This window comes from Candidatus Accumulibacter similis (genome assembly GCA_013347225.1).
Lineage (GTDB): Bacteria > Pseudomonadota > Gammaproteobacteria > Burkholderiales > Rhodocyclaceae > Accumulibacter > Accumulibacter similis.
Genome location: CP054595.1, coordinates 1,328,033 through 1,347,225, shown reverse-complemented (window position 1 = coordinate 1,347,225; position 19,193 = coordinate 1,328,033). Strand labels below are relative to the sequence as shown.

The following is a 19,193-nucleotide window of genomic DNA, read 5'->3' as shown; positions in this document are numbered from 1 at the left end:
CCCGGCTATGCGCGACACCATGGTCAATCTGCGACGCTAACGACCCGCGATGCCCAGGATGGTGTCGAACAGGTCGGTAGCAATCTGCAGCGCCTTCGCCGACGCCTGGTACGCCTGCTGATAGCGGATCAGGTTGGCGGCTTCCTCGTCGAGATTGACTCCCGAAAGCGAATCGCGGCTCTCCTGTGCCTGCTTCAGCAATGCTTTCTGCGCCTCACCGCCGATCTGTGCCTGCCTGGTTCGGTTGCCGTTTTCGCTGACCAACTGCGCGTAGCTTTCCTGGAACGAAGCCGTCTTGCCGGACATGGTGTCCCGCGTCTGCAGTTCCGCGAGCGCCAGGATGTTGCGGCCATCGGCAGTGGCGCCGGCGTTTCTCGCCAGCACGAAACTGTCACCGTTGTTCGGCACTCCGCTGATGCTGAACGTGATACCGCTGGGCGGGGTGGTATTGGCCGCCCCGACGAGGGTGACGCTGGCGCCGCTGGTGTAGGGTACGCCACTGGCGGTGCTGGCGATCAGCTGTGGTGCGCCACCGTCGATCGACACCTGCGTACCGGCCGGAAAATTGCGCAACTGACCGTTCTCGTACACGACGGCAAGCGGCAGGGCGGCGCCGAGAGCCTCGTATCCCGGCCCGACACTGCCGGGCGAGACCCGCGCCGAACCAGTGTTCGACGCGCTGGCACTGGTCCTGATCGGGGCGGCCGCCGGGATCAGGCGCGGATCGGCCACCACTGCCGGGTTGACCGCGATCTTGCTCGCCGCGTCGCGCGTCGGCTGCACGAGATAGCTGGCACCTGCCGGCAAAGGCGCCGACGAAGCGAGCGAGAAGCCCTGCGGCTCACCCTGCAACTGCACGTCCAGAGCTGCCAGGTCAGCCGCCGTCCACTGCCGCTTGTCCGCCAGCCGGGTCAGGGTGACGCTGGCGCCGTCGGAAGTGAGGCGGTAATCGCTCGCCACGAGGTCGGTATAGAAGTTGCCGCTGAACGGCGGCGGCGTCGTGAAGCTTGCACTGACGCGCGGGCTGCCGGCCGGATTCCGGTTATCGGCCTGCACGCCGGGCTCGGCGACCGTGAACAATTCCGGCGTGAAGCCCGACGGCGGCGGCGACAGATTCGACTGGCCGAGGAGGTCCTGCCCGAGCGCGCTCTGAGCGTTGACGGTCAGCGCCAGCGAGACCGCACTGCGTCCCAGGTCGCTGCTCACGCGGTCCAGCGATTCGCTGCGAAAAGCCAGCAAGCCCCCCAATGCGCCGCCGCTGATCAACGACTCCGGCATCTCCTGTACTCCGGCGTTGCTCTTCACACCGACCGCCAGACGCGACGGATCACTGGCCGAGACGGTGACGGCAAGGCCGATCGACTGCGACCCGACGACCAGTTGCTGACCATTGCCGACGAAGATGTTGATGCTGCCGTCTCCATTGGCGCTGCTTCTCGCCCTGATCAGGGTGTTCAGTTGGGCGACCAGGTAGTCACGGGTGTCCAGGAGGTCATTGGCAGAATGGCCGGTCGACGCCTGCGCGAGGCCGATCTGCTCGTTCAGGCGGGCAATCTGTTCGGCGTAGGAGTTGATGGCCTTGACACTGTCCCTGATTTCGCCATTGATGCCGTCGTACATTTGGGCGAGTTGCGTGCCCAGCGACTGGTAGCGGGCGCTCAACCCCTGCGCATTGGAGACCAGGGTCTGCCGGCTCGGCAAGTGAGACGGATTGGCCGCCACCTGTGCAACTCCATCAAAGAAACCCTGCAGTGCCGGCGACAGGCCGGCACTGCTGTCGGCGAGCAGGTTGTCGATCTGCTTGATCTGTGCCGCATAGGTATCGAGCTGGCTGGCGCCACTCTGCGAACGGTCCACCTGCTCGGTGAGAAAGCGGCTGTACAGCCGCTCGACGGTCGCCACATGGGTACCCTGACCGAGAAAGCCGGAACCGGTGTTCACGCCCGCGTTGCTTCCCTGGAGCACCCGCTGCCGCGTGTAGCCCGGAGTGTTGGCGTTGGCAATGTTGTGTTCGGTGGTCTGCAACCCGTGCTGCGCGGCCAGCAGGCCGCTGACACCTGTACCAAGGATTCCTGAGCCCATGCGATAACTTCCTGTTTGATGGTTTGGTCAACGGCCGCCTGGCGCGAGAGTTTAGCCTCTCCGGGAAAAGAAATCAGGCCGCAGACAGTGCCTGTCGCAGCGTGCTGCCACCGATGATGCGAGCGAGCTTGTCCGCATACATCGGATCGGTCGCATAGCCCGCCCGCTGCAGGGAACGTGCAAACTGGACACCATCCTGCTGCCCGATGACGGAGGCGTAGCGCGGGTGGTTGCTGAGCAGTTGCGCGTAGTCGCGGAAGGCCTCGGCATAGGAATCGTAGGCACGAAACTTCGCTCGCACGCTCTGCGGCATGCCATCGACGAACTCGGTAGTCTGCACTTCGACGGTCGCACCCGACCAACCGCGACCGGCCTTGATGCCAAAGACGTTGAAGCTGGGCGAGCCGTCGGCCATGCGCAGCTCACGCTTTCCCCAACCACTCTCGAGCGCCGACTGGGCAACCAGGAAGTGTGCCGGAACACCGGTCCGAGTCGCGGCTTCGACCGCGTGCGACCAGACGCGATCGACGAAATCGCGCCGGCGCTGCGCACTGTCGGCCCGGGCGTCCGGCGTGGCAGCGGCGGCGCGTGGCACCTCCGGCTGATCTGCCGCAACGGCTGGCAGTGGACGTCTTGCCGGCAGCACCGACTGCGCGGGCGACCCTGAGCCCAGCGCCGGCGGGACTGTTTGCACAACGCCGCCTCGTTGCCGTGCGAGTTGCCTCTCGATCAACCCGGCGAAACCGAGGGGAGCCTGCGAGGCCAGTTCCTGCGCCAGTTGCTGGTCGCCAATCGCGGCGAAGAAGCGGCTCTGCTCGCTGTCCAGGACGCCACTGGTCGGCGTCGCATCGCGCATGCTTTTCAGCATCAGGTGCAGAAGCATTCCCTCGAACTGTCGCGCCGCCTGCCTGACTCCCGCCTGCGGATCGGTGCGCAACCGGTTGCGCAGGTCGCCGGCAGCAGCCGGGTCGAGTACCAGGCGCTGCGTTGCGAGCTCAGGAGCCTTCATGATTGGAACATCGCCAAGTTCTCCCGCACGGGGCGCAGCTCAGATGATCTCGAGTTCGGCACGCAGCGCGCCGGCGGCCTTCATCGACTGCAGGATCGACAGCAGATCCTGTGGTCCGGCGCCAAGTGCATTGATCGCCTTCACCACCTCGGCAAGGCTGACCCCCGCCTTGAGGTGGATCAGCGACCCGCCGCCCTGCTTGATGTCAATCTCGCTCTGCGTCGTCGTCACCGTCTGTCCGGCTGCCAGCGGGTTGGGCTGACTGACCTTCTGCTCCGTGTTGATGATCACCGAAAGATTACCATGAGCGACCGCGCAGGAGTCGATGGTGACCGTCTGGTTCATGACCACCGAACCGGTGCGCGGATTGATGATCACCTTCGCCACCGTCTTCGTCGGTCGAACTTCGAGGTTCTCGATCCGCCCGAGGAAAGCGACGCGACTGTTCGCCTCCTCGGGGGCGATGACGCGAATCACCCGTCCGTCGAGAGCCTGGGCGACCCCCGGTGCCGTCTCCCGGTTGATCGCCTCGACCACCTTCTGCGCGGTCCCGAAATCCGTCGCTCCGAGTTCATAGTGCACGAATGGCCCCTGGCCAAGCGCCGTCGGGACTTCGCGCTCGACCGTCGCTCCTCCGGCAATGCGACCCGCCAGCAGGTGGTTGACCACCACCTTGCTGCCACCGGACGCCGCGCCGGCGCCGCCGACCAGCAGGTTGCCCTGCGCCTGGGCGTATATCTGGCCGTCGGCGCCCTTCAGCGGCGTCATCACCAGCGTCCCGCCGCGCAGGCTCTTGGCGTTCCCCATCGACGAGACGGTCACGTCGATCTGCTGGCCGATGCGCGCAAAGGGCGGCAGATTGGCCGTCACCATCACCGCCGCGACGTTCTTCAGCTGTAACCCCTGCACCGAGCTCACGGTAGTACCCAATTGCGCCAGCATGTTGATGATGCTCTGCGACGTGAAGGGCGCCTGCGTCGTCTGGTCGCCGCTGCCGTCGAGTCCGACCACCAGACCATAACCGACCAGTTGGTTGTTGCGCACCCCCTGCAAGGACGCCAGATCCTTGATCCTTTCCGCCGCCACGGCCGTCTTCGGCATTGCCAGCGCCAGGACGGCAAGAATTGCCGCACCGACCCGTGTGCAGCGGGGCCTGCCGGCGATGATCGGGAACATGGTCTGTCTTCCTCTCAAGAAATAAGAATCGCAAGCATCTGTTTCTTATGAGACATCGTGCGCGCGACCAGAGCGCTTGCGATGCTCAGAAGGGGAGAACGGTGAGAAAGAAGCGGGCCAGCCAGCCCATCACCTGCGCCTCGCTGATGGCACCGCTCTCCTTGTACTCAATGCGCGCATCGGCGATCTGTGACGAAGCGATGGTGTTGGTGGCGTTGACAAAGTAGGGATTGACGACGCCCGACAGGCGGATGTATTCCTGCCCATGACCAATCGCCACCTGTTTCTCGCCGGATACCAGCAGATTGCCATTCGGCAGGACCTCGACCACCGTCACCGTGATTGTCCCGGTGAACACGTTGTTTGCGGCCGCATCGCCCTTGCCGCTGGCAACGTTGCTGCTGTTCGCCTTGAGTTCGGTCAGAGTCTTCCCCGGCAGATTGAGGTTCGGCCCGACCGAGGCGTTGATGCTGCCGGTCTTGGCGACGCTGTTGTTCGACTTCGTTGCCGCGGAAGTGTTCTCGGTGATCGTCACCGTGATCGTGTCGCCGACATACCGCGCACGCCGATCCTCGAACAGCGTGCGCGAGGCACCCGCCTGATAGATGCTGCCAGTCGAGGCCAGAGCTGCCGCCAACTGCTCCGGCCGCGGCTGCGGTCGGGCAGTCATCGGCTGATGCACGTTGGTTGGCGGCACGGTGGTACAGGCGGCGAGCAGCAGGAGAGCGAGAGGCAGCAGCCGGGATGGTCGGGCAGGCATGGACGGTTTCCTACAGCTGCGTCAGACGCGCCAACATCTGGTCCGACGTCGACACGACCTTGGCGTTCAGCTCGTACGCCCGCTGCGTCTGGATCATCAGCACCAGTTCCTGCGCGACGTTCACATTCGAAGCCTCGACATAGGACTGGACCACCATGCCGGCGCCGTTGCTGCCTGGTGTGTTCAGCGTCGGCGTGCCGCTCGACGCCGTTTCCTGATAGAGGTTGTCGCCCAGACTCTGCAGGCCGCCATTGTTGATGAAGGTCGCCACCTGGATGGTTCCGATCTGCAGCGGCGTGGTGACGTTCGGCAGGGTGACGCTGACGACGCCATCGGTGGCGACGGTCACGGTCAGCGCGTTCTGCGGGATGGTGATCGCCGGCTGCACCGGATAGCCACTGGCGGTGACGATCTGCCCCTGATTGTCTTTCTGGAACGACCCGTCCCGCGTGTAGGCGTTGGTCCCGTCCGGCAGCAACACCTGGAAGAAACCCGCCCCGTCGATCGCCATGTCGAGACTGTTGCCGGTCTGCTGCAGCGACCCCTGGGTGAAGATGCGACCGGTCGACACGGGCACCGTGCCGAGACCGATCTGCAGTCCGTCTGGGATCTGGGTGGTCTGCGACGACTGCGCACCCGGCTGGCGCACGGTCTGGTAGAGCAGGTCGGCGAAGATTCCCCGTGCCTGCTTGAAGCCGTTGGTGCTGACGTTCGCCAGGTTGTTGGCAATGATGTCGATCTGCACCTGCTGTGCGGTGAGACCTGTACTCGCGGTCCAGAGAGAGGTGATCATCGGTTTCCGATCAGCGGTTCATGGTGAGCAAGGCGGTTGCGGCACGGTCGTTCGCCTCGGCCGTCTGCAGCATCCGGACCTGCAGTTCGAACTGACGCGCCAGGCTGATCATGCGCACCATCGCGTCGACCGAATTCACGTTGCTGCCCTCGAGTGCGCCAGGCTCGAGTTGCACGGTCTCGTCCGCGATCGCCGGCTCGGCGTTGCGCGTGCGGAAAAGCCCGTCGTCACCGCGCACCAGATCGTTCTCCGGTGGCTTGACGAGCTTGATCCGGCCGACCACATTGACGCTGCTCGCGGCACCTGCGCCGGGGCGGGGGACACCGGATACCGTGCCGTCGGCAGCAATGACGATGTTGTTGTCCGGCGGCAGCGTGATCGGCCCGCCCTCACCGAGGACGAGGTTGCCGGAACTGGTCTGCAGGACGCCGTTGGCATCGGTCACCAGGTTGCCGGCACGCGTGTAGGCCTCACTGCCGTCAGCTCCCTGAACCGCGATCCATCCGCGTCCACGCAGGGCGACGTCGAGCGGCCGCCCGGTGGTCATCAATGGCCCCTGTTCGAAGCTATTGGCGACCGAGGCGTCGACCGTGAAGGCCCGCGTCGGCTGCCCGGCGCCGAGCACGGGTACGGCACGGAATCGGCTCTCCATCGCACGATAACCGACGGTCGCCACATTCGCCAGATTGTGCGCGACCCCTGCCTGCTGCAGGAACGCCTGCTTGGCGCCGCTCATGGCAGTGTAGATCAGACGATCCATGCAGCCTCCGTTCCGTCACGAACCGGGCAATCAGCGCAGGTTGATCAGGGTCTGCATGATCTGATCCTGTGTCTGGATCGTCTGCGCATTGGCCTGGTAGTTGCGTTGCGCGGTGATCATCGCCACCAGCTCGTTGGTCAGATCGACGTTGGAATCCTCGACCGCCGCCGACTGAATCACGCCGCGACTGCCCGAAGCCGGCGCGCCAACCAGTTCCGGCCCCGAGGTCGACGTCTCACTCCACTGGTTGTTGCCCAGGTTGAGCAACCCATTGGGGTCTGCAAACGTGGCCAGAACCAACTGCCCCATGCTGCGCGTCTGGCCATTGCTGTAGCGCCCCTGAACGATACCGTCACCGAGAACACCGATGCCGACCAGGCTGCCGGTTGTATAACCACCCTGCGTCAGGCGGTCCACGCTCGATGCACTACCATACTGGGTCGTTCCGGTGAAGTCGATCACTCCCGGCGACCAAGGGGTCACGGCACCGCTGCTCAGAGGCCACGACGGCAGCGTGTAGGTAGGTACCGAACTCAGCGCCCCCGAGGTGTTGAAAACCAGATTGCCGCCGGGAACGACCTGCGGATTGGCACCATCAAGTGTCGCATACACTGTCCACTCGCCGCCGGTCGGAGGTGTCGGCGCGTTCAAGACGTAATAGGTGGTCAGGTTGTGCGACACTCCCAGCGTGTCGAAGACGGTCAGCGCGGTCGAGAAATTGTAGGTCGATGGATTGGTGTAGTCGAAAGGTGACAGCACCGGGACGGTATCGCGGGAATCCAGATTTAGTACTGCCGCCACGTCGCCCGCTAGCGGGTCGCTCGTCGCGCGGGGTGGAATCTGGCTCGCCGAGAGTTGCAGTTCGATCGGATTGGCGGGGGTGATGGCGCCGGTGACGCTGACTGGATAGCCGGTCAGGCGAAGCTTCTGGTCATTGATGATGTAACCCTGATTGTCGATGTGGAACTGCCCGTTGCGCGTGTAGCTGATGGCGCCATCGTCGCTCATGCGGAAGAAGCCGCCGCCATTGACCGCAACGTCGAGAGCATTGTCGGTGGTCGTCAGGTTGCCCTGGGTGAACTGTTGCTGGATCCCGCCGATCGACACGCCGATGCCGATCTGCGAGGCACCAACGATGCCCAGGGAGGCGGCAAAGACATCGGCAAAGTTGGCGTTGGCACGCTTGAAGCCGACTGTGCTGGCGTTGGCAACGTTGTTGCCGATCACATCGAGCGAAGAGGCTGCCGCATCCAGACCGCTCAAACCTTGTTGGAAACTCATTCTGTCCCCCGATCTTCCTAGAGAATCTGCTGTACGTTGTCGAAACCGATCCGGCCGACGCCGCCGACTTCAAGTTCGAAACCCTTCGCCGTCTTCACCAGAGCAGATACCGTGCCAAGCTGCAGTGGTTCGGCTGCCACCTTGTCTGCACCGCGCAGCGCGCTGACCTGGAAGCTGTAGTTGCCCGGCGCTACGGGCAGCCCGGCATCGTTCCTGCCATCCCAGGCGAAGCTGAAGCTGCCGGCCTCCCGCGCCCCGAGGTTCTGGCTCTGTACGACGTTCCCCGCGCCATCACGGATCGTCAGCTTGACCTGATCAGCGGCCTCGGCAAGGTTGACGCCGGCAACCGCCTGACCACCGGCCAGCGCCAGACGCGAACCGGCAACGAGGACGTTCCTCCCCATCAATGCCGCTCCCTGCAGGGCCTGTGCATCCTGGTAACTGCCCAGCAGAGCTTCCAGGGTGCTGTTCAGCTTTTCGATTCCGGTGACGGTGCTGATCTGCGAGACCTGCGTGGTGACCGCCGCGTTGTCCAGCGGATTGAGCGGATCCTGGTTCTGCAACTGGGTCACCAACAGCTTGAGAAAGCGATTCTGCACCTCTTCGCTGCTCGTTGCCGACGCGCTTCCGCCGTCGCCGGACCGCGTATTGAGCGCGGCAAAGAGGTTGCTCGCAGCGTTGACTGCCTGAAGAACACCTGCCATGAAACTCTCCTCGACTTGGAAATGGGCGATGACTACTGGCCGATGCTCAGCGTCTTCAGCAGCAGTTGCTTGGCCGTATTCATCACCTCGGCATTGGTCTGGTAGGCGCGTGCAGCCGAGATCATGTTCGTCATTTCTTCGACCACGCTGACGTTCGGCATCTCGACATAGCCCCGTTCGTTCGCCGCCGGGTTGCGCGGATCATAGACCAGGCGCGGTGGACTGCTGTCCTCAACGACTCGGGTCACCCGGACACCCTGCGCTGCGGCATTGCCCATCGGCGTCGCCGCGAACACCACCTGTCTGGCGCGATAGGGCTTGCCATCGGAAGCGATCACGCTCTCGGCGTTGGCCATGTTGCTGGCGACAGCATTGAGGCGGACGGACTGCGCCGTCAGGGCGCTGCCGGCGACGTGGAAGGTGGTAAACATGCCCATGACTACTGCCCCTGCAACGCCGTCATCATGGTTCTGATCTTGCCGCTGACGAAGCTCAGTCCAGCCTCGTAGAAGATGCTGTTCTCGGCCAACTGCGCCCCCTCCACATCCATTTCGACCGTATTGCCATCGGCGCTCGGCTGCGCCGGCTGGCGATACAACAACCAAGGTGCCCGCTGATCCGGGTCGCCCGCCAGATGGCGGGACGCCGTCATCGTCAGCGGCAAGGCGCCGACGCTCCTGCCAGCGAGCGCATTCTCGAGAGCAGCGGCGAAGTTGAAATCGCGTGCCTTGAAATTCGGCGTATCGGCGTTGGCAATGTTGCCGGCCAACAGCTGCTGCCGACTGGCGCGCAGACCAAGCGCCTGCTGCTGGAACTGCAGATTGCGGTCAAGCTTGCTGAGCATCGGGCACCCCTCGATCGGTCGAACTACGATTGTCCAAGCAATATTCATGCCGTGATACCAGTGCGCTGCACCATGAGTGGCGCCATGCGCCCGAACCAGTGGCTTGGCGACCGCTCTTCCTGCCGCCTGGTTGCTGGCGCCCAAGCGCCGCGGCCAGGGGTGGCGGCTGGACGCCGGCCCTTGGCGGCGCCACCGGGCAGTCAAGCCAGCTGCTGCCGCCGAGCGACCGGACTTGCCGGCCGCGCGGCAAATATTGCCGCCAGCAGCCGCCCGCGAGCCGCGTGGCAGAGGAGTTGCTGTCTGCAGCAGGCAGATTAGGGCAAAATGGCGTAATGCCAGCAACCTCTCGCGTCGCGCAACACTTCGGATGGCCCCTCCTGGTCCTTGCCGTGCTCGGCCTCACAAGCATGGGAATCGGCGCGCAGACCAGCTTGGCGACCGCCCTCGACGACTATTTGCGCGTCCAGACGGCCGGCCTGCCGGGAACGGTGGCCTTCCAGATCGGCCAGCTCGATCGCCACGCCAGACTCGCCGCCTGCAACGCCTTCGAGCCGTTCCTGCCATCGGGGAGCCGCCTTTGGGGGAACACGACCATCGGCGTGCGTTGCCTCGCACCGGGCCGGTGGACGGTGTACGTGCCGGTACAGATACGGATTTCCGGCAATTACCTCGTCGCGGCTCGGCAGCTCGCGCCCGGACAGGTCGTCGGCGCTGCCGACCTGCTGCCGCAGAGCGGCGATCTCGGCGCGCTGCCTGCCAGTGTGCTGACCGACCCGGCACAGGCGATCGGCAAGACGACCCGCCAGGGTGTCGCTGCCGGCCAACCGCTGCGCAGCGAGTTGCTCGGCGCGGCGTGGGCGGTGCAGCAGGGACAGAGCGTCAAGTTGCTGTCGAGCGGAGCCGGATTCACTGTCAGCAACGAAGGAAAGGCCCTGAACAACGCCGTCGAGGGTCAGGTTGCCCAGGTGCGAACGGCGTCAGGGCAGGTAATCAGCGGCATCGCTCGCCAGGGCGGTATCGTCGAGGTGAACTACTGACTGGCCGGCTCGCCCCGGTTCGAAAAAAAGTGTTAAAGTTTCAACGCCGTCCGCCGATTAGTGAAATGAGGACAACCGTTCAAGGGGCAACACCGTGAAAATCGACAGCACAAGCAACTCCGCCAGCGCACTTGGCGAAACGCGCAACCGCGTCGCCATCGTGAAACCGGCGACGGGTGCCGCGACAGAGGTTCATTTGAGCGAGCTGGCGGCACAACTGCAATCACCGGGCGACGCAGGCTCCTTTGATTCCGGCCGTGTCGCGGAAATCAAACAGGCCATCACCGAGGGCCGTTTCACGATCAATGCCGAGGCAATTGCCGAGCGGCTGATCACGTCGGCGAGTGAACTCGTGGCTGCGCAGCAACGCTCCTGAGCGGGCCCTGTCAGGAGCGACTGTCAACGGGTGACGACGTTGCGACAACTGCTCGAAGAGGAAGTCGCTGTCGTCCGGACCTTCGTCGGCCTGCTCGAGCGCGAGCAGCGGCTGCTGATCGAAGGCGACGTTGATGGCCTGCCGGCACTGCTGCAAGAAAAGAACGAAGTCGCGACGCGCCTGGCTGCCATAGCCGAACAGCGCCGCGTGGTCCTCGCTGCCGACGGTTTGAGCGCGAACCGCGCCGGCGTGGCGGCCTGGTTTGCCGCCCACCCGGGCGAGAACGACGCGCGCACAGCCTGGGCCGAAGTGCTGCCTCTGGCCACCCGGGCGCAAGAACTGAATCGACTGAATGGCGAAGTGATCCAGCTTCGCCTGCAGAGCAACGCCCAGGCCATCGAGGCCCTCGTCGGCAGCAGTGGTGCCCTGGGTCTCTACGGTCCCGACGGTCAGAGCAGGCCAGGCGGCGGTGGCCGCATCAGCGACAGCGCCTAGCGGACCGCGGGTGAGGTGGCCGTCCGCGCACGCGTCGGCGGCGTGGCCGACCCCTGTAGATCGAGTTCGGTGCCTTTTTCCGGAATCGCGGAGTCGATGAGAATCGTCACCCGACGATTCCGCGCCCGCCCGTCGGCCAGAAGATTCGGCTCGACCGGACGCGTGTCGGCGTAGCCAATCGCCGTCAGCCTCTCGGCGGCAATCCCGGCATCCGCGAACAGCCGCAGCACGGTGGTCGCACGCACCGCGGACAGCTCCCAATTTGACGGAAACTGCGCATTGCTGATCGGCATGTTGTCGGTGTGCCCCTCGATGGTAATCGGAAAATCCGCCGGCACCAGAACCTCCGCCACCGACAGCATGGCCTTGGCCAACGTCGGATTGAGAAGCGCCTGCCCGGGCGAGAACAAGATGCTGTCATTGATCTCGATGCTCACGCCACGGCTCGTCTCCAGAACCCGCACCTTGCCCTGTTCGACGAGTGGCGCCATGACATCGAGGATGTTCTTCGCCACCTGACGCATCTTCTCCCGCTCCTTCTGCCGCAGACCCTCGGCTGACTTGCTCGACAGCGGCGTGGTGACGGGTGGAGACGGTGTGGGAATCACCGTCGGCGTCTGCCCGACGCTGCTTACGGGAGCGTTGCGGAAGGCGACGACCATCGAGTTGCTGAGGATCCGGTACTTTCCCTCGTTCACCGAGGAGAGAGCGTACATGACGACAAAGAAGGCAAAGAGCAGGGTGATGAAATCGGCGTACGAAACGAGCCAGCGTTCGTGATTGTCATGCTCCTCCTCGTGCCGTCGGCGTGCCATTGCGTCAGAAGATGTAGGCGCGCAGACGGCTCTCGATGATCCGCGGGTTGTCGCCGTTGGCGATCCCGACGAGACCGGCGACGATCATTTCCCGCTGCACCACCAAGCGATTGATGTGTGCCTTGAGCCTGCTGGCAACCGGCAGGAAGACGAGGTTGGCCAAGCCAACGCCATAGATCGTGGCGACGAACGCGACCGCGATGCCGGCACCGAGCTTGGATGGATCGGAAAGGTTCTCCATGACGTGGATCAGTCCGAGCACGGCACCAAGAATTCCGATCGTCGGCGAGTAACCACCGGCCGCCTCCCAGATGCGCGCCGCCAACTTCATCTCCTGCTCGAAGGTCGAGATCTCGACGTCCATCACCTCGCGCAACCGCTCCGGCTCGGCCCCATCGACCAGAAGCTGCAGACCCTTGCGGACGAAATCATCCTTCAGTTCGCTCACCACGGCGTCGAGCGCCAGCAGGCCCTCGCGCCGCGAAACCTGGCTCCAGCCGGTGACCTGCTGGATGACCTGCAAGGGGTTGATCACGGGCGGGTACACGATCCACTTTATCATCCGCATGCCGCGCACGAAGGTCGCGTACGGACTCTGCAACATGACCGCGCCGAGCGTGCCACCGACGACGATCAGCATCGCCGTCGGCTGCGCCAGTGAACCGACGTGTCCGCCCTCCAGGATCTGACCGACGATGATCGCCAGAAAGCCGATCAGCAGACCTATGATGCTGCCCCTATCCATTCCGTTCGACGTTCGCCTTGGTGTTGCGCTTGCCGTCGCCGAACAGGCGACTGCGGAGCCGCAGCACCGCCTGACTGTGCAACTGGCAAACACGTGACTCGCTCACTCCCATGACCTCGCCGATCTCGCGCAGGTTCAGATCCTGCTCATAGTAGAGAGCCATCATCAGTCGTTCACGTTCGGGCAACAGTCCGATCGCCTGTACCAGCTGCCGACGCAGTTCGTCGTCCGCGACCAGCCGGGCCGGGTCGGCGCTCTCATCGACGAAGTGGCGCTCGAGAAAGTCCTCGCCGCGCTCGGCAACGATGTCCTCGATGTAGACCAGCTGGTGTCCGCGCACGTCCTGCAGCGTTTCCTGATAATCGGCAAGCGTCATGCCGAGGGAATCGGCAAGCTCGCTCTCCGTTGGCACACGGCCACTCGCCTGCTCCAGTTGGGTGATCGCGGCTTCGATGCGACGGCAGTTGCGACGCAGGCTGCGCGGCAGCCAGTCGTTCTCCCGCAAGCCATCGAGCATCGCCCCGCGCACCCGCTGCGCAGCATAGGCCTCGAACTGGGCACCGACTCCGGCCTCGAAACGCCCCAGGGCGTCGAGCAGGCCGAGCATGCCGTTCTGCACGAGGTCATCGAGTTGCACGCTCGCCGGCAGCCGCGCCATCAGATGACAGGCGATGCGCCTGACCAGCGGCGCGAAGCGCTGGACAAGCTGATCCTTGTTGAGCTGACCAGCAGCGTTATACATGCGTCCCGGGAAGAGCTATCAGGCGTAGATAGCGGTTGCGTGAATGCGTTGGCTCAAGTGTAGCAGCAGTTGTACGAAATGTTCGAGCCCCCCTTGCTCATCATTGCTGAGCTGCCAGCTCAGAAGCTGCTCGGCGAGCGTTCGATAGGCCCGTGCCGCCGCCGCCTCCGGGAACAGGGCAGCCACGGGCTGACACAGGCGCGCGGCCTGGCGCAGTTGCTCGTCAGCGGGCACCCAGCCCGCGTATTCGAGACGCGCCAGCCGGCGGCTGTCGGTGACGCGCGCCATGTTGTCATGGATCGCCCGCGCTTCCGCTTCGCTTCGTACCCGGTTGAGCAGGATCCGAAAACGCCTGTGTGCGTAGCCCAGGCTGACCTTCTTGATCAATGCGTAAGCCTCGGTGATGGCGTTGACATCGGCGGGGACGACCACGACTGTCTCCTGCGCCGCCAGACCCAGTGGCGAGAAACCCAGAGGGTGGTCGAGTGAGGCATCGACGAGGACGACGTCGGCCGGCGGCAGAAGTTCGGCCAGACAGCCCAGCAGCGTCCGCCGCTCGTGCTCGCCGAGCGCGCCGAGCCGGCCGATGATGCGGGCCGCCGGCAGTACCCGGATTCCCGACGCCACGTGAACCAGCACCTCATCGAGCGGCTTTTCGTGACTGACCGCCTGCTGCAGATCGCCGCTGGCAAGAGCGCCAAAGTAAGCAGCAACTCCGGTGTCAACGTTCTCGTCGATCACCAGCACCTCGCTGCCGACGCGCGCCAGAGAGGCCGCCAGATTGGCTACCGCGGTGCTCTGGCCCACACCCCGGCCACCAGCGTTGAAGCTGACGATTCGCAACTGCGGGCGTCCAAGGAGGCGGCGCAGCCCGGCCGCCTGATCGCCGCGAAAATCAGCCACGCTGTCCTCCGACCGACAGCATGCCTTCGCCGCCGCCGGCCATCATCAGGCCTGGCTCGACCCCGGCGAGACGATGCGGAGAACTCTCGGGCAGGTCCTTGAAGGCACGATGGAGGAGATACGGCCGGTTCGGCAGGTGCAGATCTTCCGGCACGCGCTGCCCGTTCGAAACATAGTACAGCCGAAGTTCGTGACGTATGACCACGTCCAGCGACGCTGCGAGGCTGGCGGCCTCATCGACCTTGGTCAGGATGCAGCCGGCAAGGCCGAGGCCGCTGTAGGCGCGCACGACATCGTCGAGGGTATCGCCACGACCGGTTGCCGCCAGCAGGAGCAGCGTTCTGACGTCACTGTCGCGAAACATCGCCACCTGCTCACCGACCATCCGGTCTCTCTGGCTCATCCCCATGGTGTCGATCAGTACCATGTGGGTGTGCCGCAGATCATGAAGGGTTGCCCGCAGGTCCTTTGCGTCCCGCGCCAGAAGGACCGGCACACCCAGTATGCGCCCGTAGATCCGCAACTGCTCGTGGGCCCCGATGCGGTAGCCGTCCGTCGTCACCAGCGCAAGCTTCCTTGCTCCGTGCCGCAGGACGCAACGCGCCGCCAGCTTGGCCGCGGTCGTCGTCTTGCCGACCCCGGTCGGTCCGACCAGGGCATAGATGCCGCCCTGGTCGACGATGTCGCTCTCGCCATCGATGGTCAGCATGCCTCGCTCCGCGCGTCCGCGCACCCAGGCCAGTGCCTGCGCGGCGTCGAGCTCGCGCGGCAATTCCGCGAGCAGTTCGCGGGCGAACCGCGGCGAGAAGCCGGCGCCGAGCATCTGCCGCAGAATCTCGGTCTTCACCGGCTCGGAGCGCGCCACCTCGCCCCAAGCGAAACCGGCCAGCTGTTGTTCGACGATTCGCCGCAGCGAGCGAATCTCGTCCATCACCGCTGCCGGTACGACAGCCGCACCAGCAGCAGCGGAAGTCCCCTCGCCCCCAGGCGGCGCGTCCGTCAGCGGACGCGCAGTGGCCGCCGGGAGCGGTACTTCAGCGTCAGGCCGCCAGCTGCTCGCCGGCTTCCGGAGAGTTGCCTCTGCAGGGCGCGTTGCTGCCCTGTCAGCGCCCCTGGTCAGCTCGGGCGCAGCCCCCCCCGCCGGGGCATCGGTGCCGCCGGGCGGCCGCACGGAATCGCGTGGCGACACGATCAGCTCCATGTCGCGAGCAGCGACGGCCATGATCTCGACGCCGCCCGGGATCCCCCGATTGGAGAGGATGATCGCATCAGGCCCAAGGGTCTCCCTGACCTTTCGCAGGGCGTCGCGTGCAGTCGCCGCAATGAATTTCCTGACGTTCATGCTCTTTGTCCAATGATGGATGTCACTTTGATCGTTCGATGTTCAGGCACCTCAGCGTGCGCCAGAACCTTGAGCTGCGGAATGTGACGCCGAAGGAAGCGCGAGAGCAGACTGCGCAGGGCGCCGGAGACCAGCAGGACCACCGGCAGACCGGCCTCCTCCTGCCTCTGCGCCGCCGCCAGCGCCTCACGCACGAGCGTATCGGCCAGGCCTGGTTCGATGCCAACCGCTTCACCGGCTCCAGCGACTGCCTGTTGCAGCAGTCGTTCAAGCTGCGGGTCGAGAGCCATCACCTGCAGGTCGGATGCGCCGGGGTAGAGTTCCTGGACGATCGAACGTCCCAGGGCAATGCGCACCTGTACCGTCAGCGCATCCGGATCCTGCGAGCGGGCAGCACCGTCGGCCAGGGTCTCGATGACGGTCCGCATGTCGCGCAGCGATACTCCCTCGTCGAGCAGGTTGCGCAGGACCTTCTGCACCACGCCGAGCGACATGGCTTTCGGCACCAGGTCTTCGACCAGCTTCGGCATTTCCTTTGCCAGATGATCGAGCAGGGCCTGCGCCTCCTGCCGGCCCAGGAGTTCGGCGGCATGCGACAGGATCAGATGGTTCAGGTGCGTGGCGACCACCGTACTCGCATCGACGACCGTATAGCCGTAAGCCTGGGCCTGCTCGCGCGCCGAAGGATCGATCCACACCGCCGGCAAACCGAAGGCCGGGTCCCGGGTGGCCGTCCCGGACACTTGGCCTGCCACCCGACCCGGATTGATCGCCAGCAGATTACCGGGAAACGCTTCACCCTCGCCAATGTCGACCCCCTTGAGAAGGATCTTGTAGGCATTGGGCTTCAGTTCGAGGTTGTCACGTATATGTACCGGCGACACCAGGAAGCCGACGTCCTGCGCAAACTTCTTCCGGATGCCTCGGATGCGGCGCAGCAACTCGCCATCCTGCGCCTTGTCGACCAGCGGTATCAGCCGGTAGCCGACTTCGAGTCCCAGGACGTCGAGCGGCGTCACGTCCGCCCAGCTGGCTTCCTGCGCTTCCCGCGCCGGCGTCGGCGCTGGCGCAACCGGCAGTGGCTTCTGCTCCTGTCGCAGCCTGTCGAGTCGCCAGGCCGCCGCCGCCAGCGCACCGCCAATGAGCAGGAAGATGAAGTTCGGCATCCCGGGAATCAGGCCGAGCAGGCCGATGATCGCCGCCGTCAGGTAGAGCGGCTTTGGATTGTTGAACATCTGTGCGGCAAACTGCTGCGACACGTCCTGATCGTCACCGACGCGGGTCACCACCATGCCGGCGGCAATCGAGACGATCAGCGCCGGGATCTGGGCGACCAGGCCGTCGCCAATCGTCAACAGGGTGTACGTTCTCGCCGCCGTTCCAACGTCCAGATTGTGCTGCAGGACGCCAACGAACAGACCACCGACCACATTGATCAACATGATCAGGATGCCGGCTATCGCGTCGCCGCGAACGAACTTCGACGCACCATCCATCGAGCCGAAGAAATCAGCCTCCTGGGCGATCGTCGACCGCCGCTTGCGCGCCTCCTCCTCGCCGATCAAGCCGGCATTGAGGTCGGCATCGATCGCCATCTGCTTGCCCGGCATCGCGTCCAGGGTGAAGCGGGCAGCGACTTCGGCAACCCTCCCCGCACCCTTGGTGATGACGACGAAGTTGATGATCACCAGGATCGTGAAGACCACCAGCCCGACACCATAGTTGCCGCCAACGAGAAAGTGGCCGAAGGCTTCGATCACCTTTCCCGCCGCCGCCGGACCGGTATGCCCTTCGAGCAGGACAACCCGCGTCGAGGCAACGTTCAGCGACAGGCGAAGCAGTGTCGTGACGAGAAGGACGGTGGGAAAAACCGAGAAATCGAGCGGCTTCATCACGCTCATGGCAACGAGCATGACGATCACCGAGATGGCGATATTGAAAGTGAAAAAGAGATCCAGAAGGAAGGGTGGCAGTGGCAACACCATCATCGCCAGGATGAGCAGGATCAGCAACGGGCCAGCCAGCTGCCGCTGACCAAAGCGCGCGACGAAATCCTGCAGGACGATGGTGCCGCTAGCCACGCGCAGGCTCCGCGACGAGTTCCGGAGGAACTTCTATCCGGCCAGGTGGCAGCGGCAAATCACCGCCAAGGCGCCGCCAGTCACTCAACTGGTAAACGTAGGCGAGCACCTCGGCGACCGCGGCATAGAGCCCTGCCGGGATCTCCTGATCGAGGTCGACGTGCCGATGGAGGGCGCGCGCCAGCGCTGCCGCTTCGACCAGGGGTACGCCGTTGCTTGCAGCGATCTGGCGTATCTTCAGCGCGATCTCGCCCGTCCCCTTGGCCAGCACCTTCGGGGCCCCCATGCCGCTGCTGTAGGCGAGGGCAACCGCGTAGTGCGTTGGATTGGTGACGATGACGTCGGCCGCCGGCACCGCGGCCATCATTCGCTTGCGTGCAGCCTCGCGCTGCAACTGGCGGATGCGCCCCTTTATTTCCGGGTTGCCCTCGAGTTCCTTGCCTTCCTGCTTCACTTCCTGATGGCTCATCTTGAGCTTGTCGTGGTACTGCCAGAGCTGGAATGGCACGTCGACGGCGACGATCAGCAGCATCGCCGAGACGATGGCGAGAAAGCTGAAGCTGAGCAGGTGCCCGGCGGTCGCCAACCCGACGGGCAGTGGCTGCGCAAACATGGCCAGCAGTTCTCCGCGCTCGCTCCACAACACCCAGGCGGCGACGCCACCGAGAAGACAGGCCTTGGCGACCGCCTTGACAAGTTCGACCACGCCGTGCCAGGACACCAGGCGAACGATGCCCTGCAGAGGGTCGAGACGGCTCGGGTCGGGTTCCAGGGCCTTGGCCGAGAAGTTCCAGCTACCCAGGACAAACGGTGAAAGCAGGACGGCAACGAGCAGAGCGCCAAAAAGCGGCGCGAAGGTGAGCAAGGCTTCGGCCGCCAACTCGGCCATCCGGGTCAACATCAACGCCGGTTCGTGTGCCGTCTGATGATCGACAACAAGACCGCGGCGGACGACTGTCGACAGCCTCTGCATCATCCAGGGCCCCAGCATCATGAACCCTGCCGCGCCGACGATCAGGACGAGAAAGGCGCCCACCTCCCGCGAGCGCGGCACCTGCCCCTCTTCGCGAGCCTGTTCGAGGCGTCTCGCCGATGCCGGTTCGGTACGTTCGACGTCGCTTTCCTCTGCCATTTCAAGCTTCCAGTCTGGACGAGCGTATTATAAGAAAAGCTCTGTTAGAATAGATAGCTAGGTGTTTTTATTTATATAAATTCTCGAATAGTTGCGATCCAACAACACTTGTTTCG

The 19,193-nt window shown here is 64.5% G+C and carries 20 protein-coding genes; 3 read left to right on the top strand and 17 right to left on the bottom strand.

The window, feature by feature from the left end:
• Nucleotides 1-36 precede the first annotated feature (36 nt).
• From flgK to flgB, 10 genes are all read right to left on the bottom strand, one after another.
• The gene (gene flgK, locus HT579_06220; GenBank protein ID QKS28558.1) at nucleotides 37-2,082 is read right to left on the bottom strand and encodes a flagellar hook-associated protein FlgK; all 2,046 of its coding nucleotides are present in this window, start codon (nucleotides 2,080-2,082) and stop codon (nucleotides 37-39) included.
• A gap of 73 nt (nucleotides 2,083-2,155) precedes the next feature.
• Complete coding sequence (gene flgJ, locus HT579_06215; GenBank protein ID QKS28557.1) at nucleotides 2,156-3,091, bottom strand: flagellar assembly peptidoglycan hydrolase FlgJ; 936 nt, start codon at nucleotides 3,089-3,091, stop codon at nucleotides 2,156-2,158.
• A 39-nt stretch (nucleotides 3,092-3,130) separates the two neighbouring features.
• Nucleotides 3,131-4,267, bottom strand: coding sequence for a flagellar basal body P-ring protein FlgI (locus tag HT579_06210; protein QKS28556.1), 1,137 nt, complete (start codon nucleotides 4,265-4,267; stop codon nucleotides 3,131-3,133).
• An 85-nt stretch (nucleotides 4,268-4,352) separates the two neighbouring features.
• Nucleotides 4,353-5,027 carry a flagellar basal body L-ring protein FlgH gene (locus HT579_06205; protein QKS28555.1) on the bottom strand — a complete coding sequence of 225 codons (675 nt, stop codon included), beginning with the start codon at nucleotides 5,025-5,027 and terminating at the stop codon, nucleotides 4,353-4,355.
• A 10-nt stretch (nucleotides 5,028-5,037) separates the two neighbouring features.
• Complete coding sequence (flgG, locus tag HT579_06200) at nucleotides 5,038-5,820, bottom strand: flagellar basal-body rod protein FlgG (GenBank protein QKS28554.1); 783 nt, start codon at nucleotides 5,818-5,820, stop codon at nucleotides 5,038-5,040.
• Nucleotides 5,821-5,830: 10 nt separating this feature from the next.
• Nucleotides 5,831-6,580 carry a flagellar basal-body rod protein FlgF gene (flgF, locus tag HT579_06195; GenBank protein ID QKS28553.1) on the bottom strand — a complete coding sequence of 250 codons (750 nt, stop codon included), beginning with the start codon at nucleotides 6,578-6,580 and terminating at the stop codon, nucleotides 5,831-5,833.
• 30 nt (nucleotides 6,581-6,610) lie between these two features.
• On the bottom strand, nucleotides 6,611-7,861 hold the full coding sequence (flgE, locus tag HT579_06190) for a flagellar hook protein FlgE (GenBank protein QKS28552.1): 1,251 nt from the start codon (nucleotides 7,859-7,861) through the stop codon (nucleotides 6,611-6,613).
• Nucleotides 7,862-7,878: 17 nt separating this feature from the next.
• Nucleotides 7,879-8,565, bottom strand: coding sequence for a flagellar hook assembly protein FlgD (locus HT579_06185; protein ID QKS28551.1), 687 nt, complete (start codon nucleotides 8,563-8,565; stop codon nucleotides 7,879-7,881).
• A 32-nt stretch (nucleotides 8,566-8,597) separates the two neighbouring features.
• On the bottom strand, nucleotides 8,598-9,002 hold the full coding sequence (flgC, locus tag HT579_06180) for a flagellar basal body rod protein FlgC (protein ID QKS28550.1): 405 nt from the start codon (nucleotides 9,000-9,002) through the stop codon (nucleotides 8,598-8,600).
• Between the two features lie 2 nt (nucleotides 9,003-9,004).
• A complete protein-coding gene (gene flgB, locus HT579_06175) occupies nucleotides 9,005-9,409 on the bottom strand; it encodes a flagellar basal body rod protein FlgB (GenBank protein QKS28549.1) in 405 nt (134 codons plus the stop codon).
• Nucleotides 9,410-9,741: 332 nt separating this feature from the next.
• Here flgB and flgA point away from each other — a divergent pair, with 332 nt between their 5' ends.
• The 3 genes from flgA (at nucleotide 9,742) to HT579_06160 (ending at nucleotide 11,317) form a co-directional block, all read left to right on the top strand.
• The gene (gene flgA / locus HT579_06170) at nucleotides 9,742-10,446 is read left to right on the top strand and encodes a flagellar basal body P-ring formation protein FlgA (GenBank protein QKS28548.1); all 705 of its coding nucleotides are present in this window, start codon (nucleotides 9,742-9,744) and stop codon (nucleotides 10,444-10,446) included.
• A gap of 94 nt (nucleotides 10,447-10,540) precedes the next feature.
• Nucleotides 10,541-10,822 (top strand): flagellar biosynthesis anti-sigma factor FlgM, encoded by a 282-nt coding sequence (gene flgM, locus HT579_06165; protein ID QKS28547.1) that lies wholly within the window; start codon nucleotides 10,541-10,543, stop codon nucleotides 10,820-10,822.
• Nucleotides 10,823-10,852: 30 nt separating this feature from the next.
• Complete coding sequence (locus HT579_06160; GenBank protein QKS28546.1) at nucleotides 10,853-11,317, top strand: flagellar protein FlgN; 465 nt, start codon at nucleotides 10,853-10,855, stop codon at nucleotides 11,315-11,317.
• On the opposite strand, the gene motD is transcribed toward HT579_06160, so the two are convergent.
• Genes motD through flhB form a run of 7 tightly spaced genes read right to left on the bottom strand, consistent with a single transcriptional unit; the run spans nucleotide 11,314 to nucleotide 19,077 of the window.
• On the bottom strand, nucleotides 11,314-12,132 hold the full coding sequence (gene motD, locus HT579_06155; protein ID QKS28545.1) for a flagellar motor protein MotD: 819 nt from the start codon (nucleotides 12,130-12,132) through the stop codon (nucleotides 11,314-11,316). The genes HT579_06160 and motD overlap by 4 nt on opposite strands.
• 4 nt (nucleotides 12,133-12,136) lie before the next feature.
• The gene (locus HT579_06150) at nucleotides 12,137-12,877 is read right to left on the bottom strand and encodes a flagellar motor protein (GenBank protein QKS28544.1); all 741 of its coding nucleotides are present in this window, start codon (nucleotides 12,875-12,877) and stop codon (nucleotides 12,137-12,139) included.
• A complete protein-coding gene (locus tag HT579_06145; protein QKS28543.1) occupies nucleotides 12,870-13,619 on the bottom strand; it encodes an RNA polymerase sigma factor FliA in 750 nt (249 codons plus the stop codon). The genes HT579_06150 and HT579_06145 overlap by 8 nt, the downstream gene beginning before the upstream one ends.
• Before the next feature lie 18 nt (nucleotides 13,620-13,637).
• A complete protein-coding gene (locus HT579_06140) occupies nucleotides 13,638-14,522 on the bottom strand; it encodes a MinD/ParA family protein (protein ID QKS28542.1) in 885 nt (294 codons plus the stop codon).
• Nucleotides 14,515-15,864 carry a flagellar biosynthesis protein FlhF gene (flhF, locus tag HT579_06135; GenBank protein QKS28541.1) on the bottom strand — a complete coding sequence of 450 codons (1,350 nt, stop codon included), beginning with the start codon at nucleotides 15,862-15,864 and terminating at the stop codon, nucleotides 14,515-14,517. The genes HT579_06140 and flhF overlap by 8 nt, the downstream gene beginning before the upstream one ends.
• Nucleotides 15,861-17,945, bottom strand: coding sequence for a flagellar biosynthesis protein FlhA (gene flhA, locus HT579_06130; protein ID QKS28540.1), 2,085 nt, complete (start codon nucleotides 17,943-17,945; stop codon nucleotides 15,861-15,863). The genes flhF and flhA overlap by 4 nt, the downstream gene beginning before the upstream one ends.
• On the bottom strand, nucleotides 17,938-19,077 hold the full coding sequence (flhB, locus tag HT579_06125) for a flagellar type III secretion system protein FlhB (GenBank protein QKS28539.1): 1,140 nt from the start codon (nucleotides 19,075-19,077) through the stop codon (nucleotides 17,938-17,940). Before flhB ends, flhA begins: the two co-directional genes overlap by 8 nt.
• Nucleotides 19,078-19,193 lie beyond the last annotated feature (116 nt).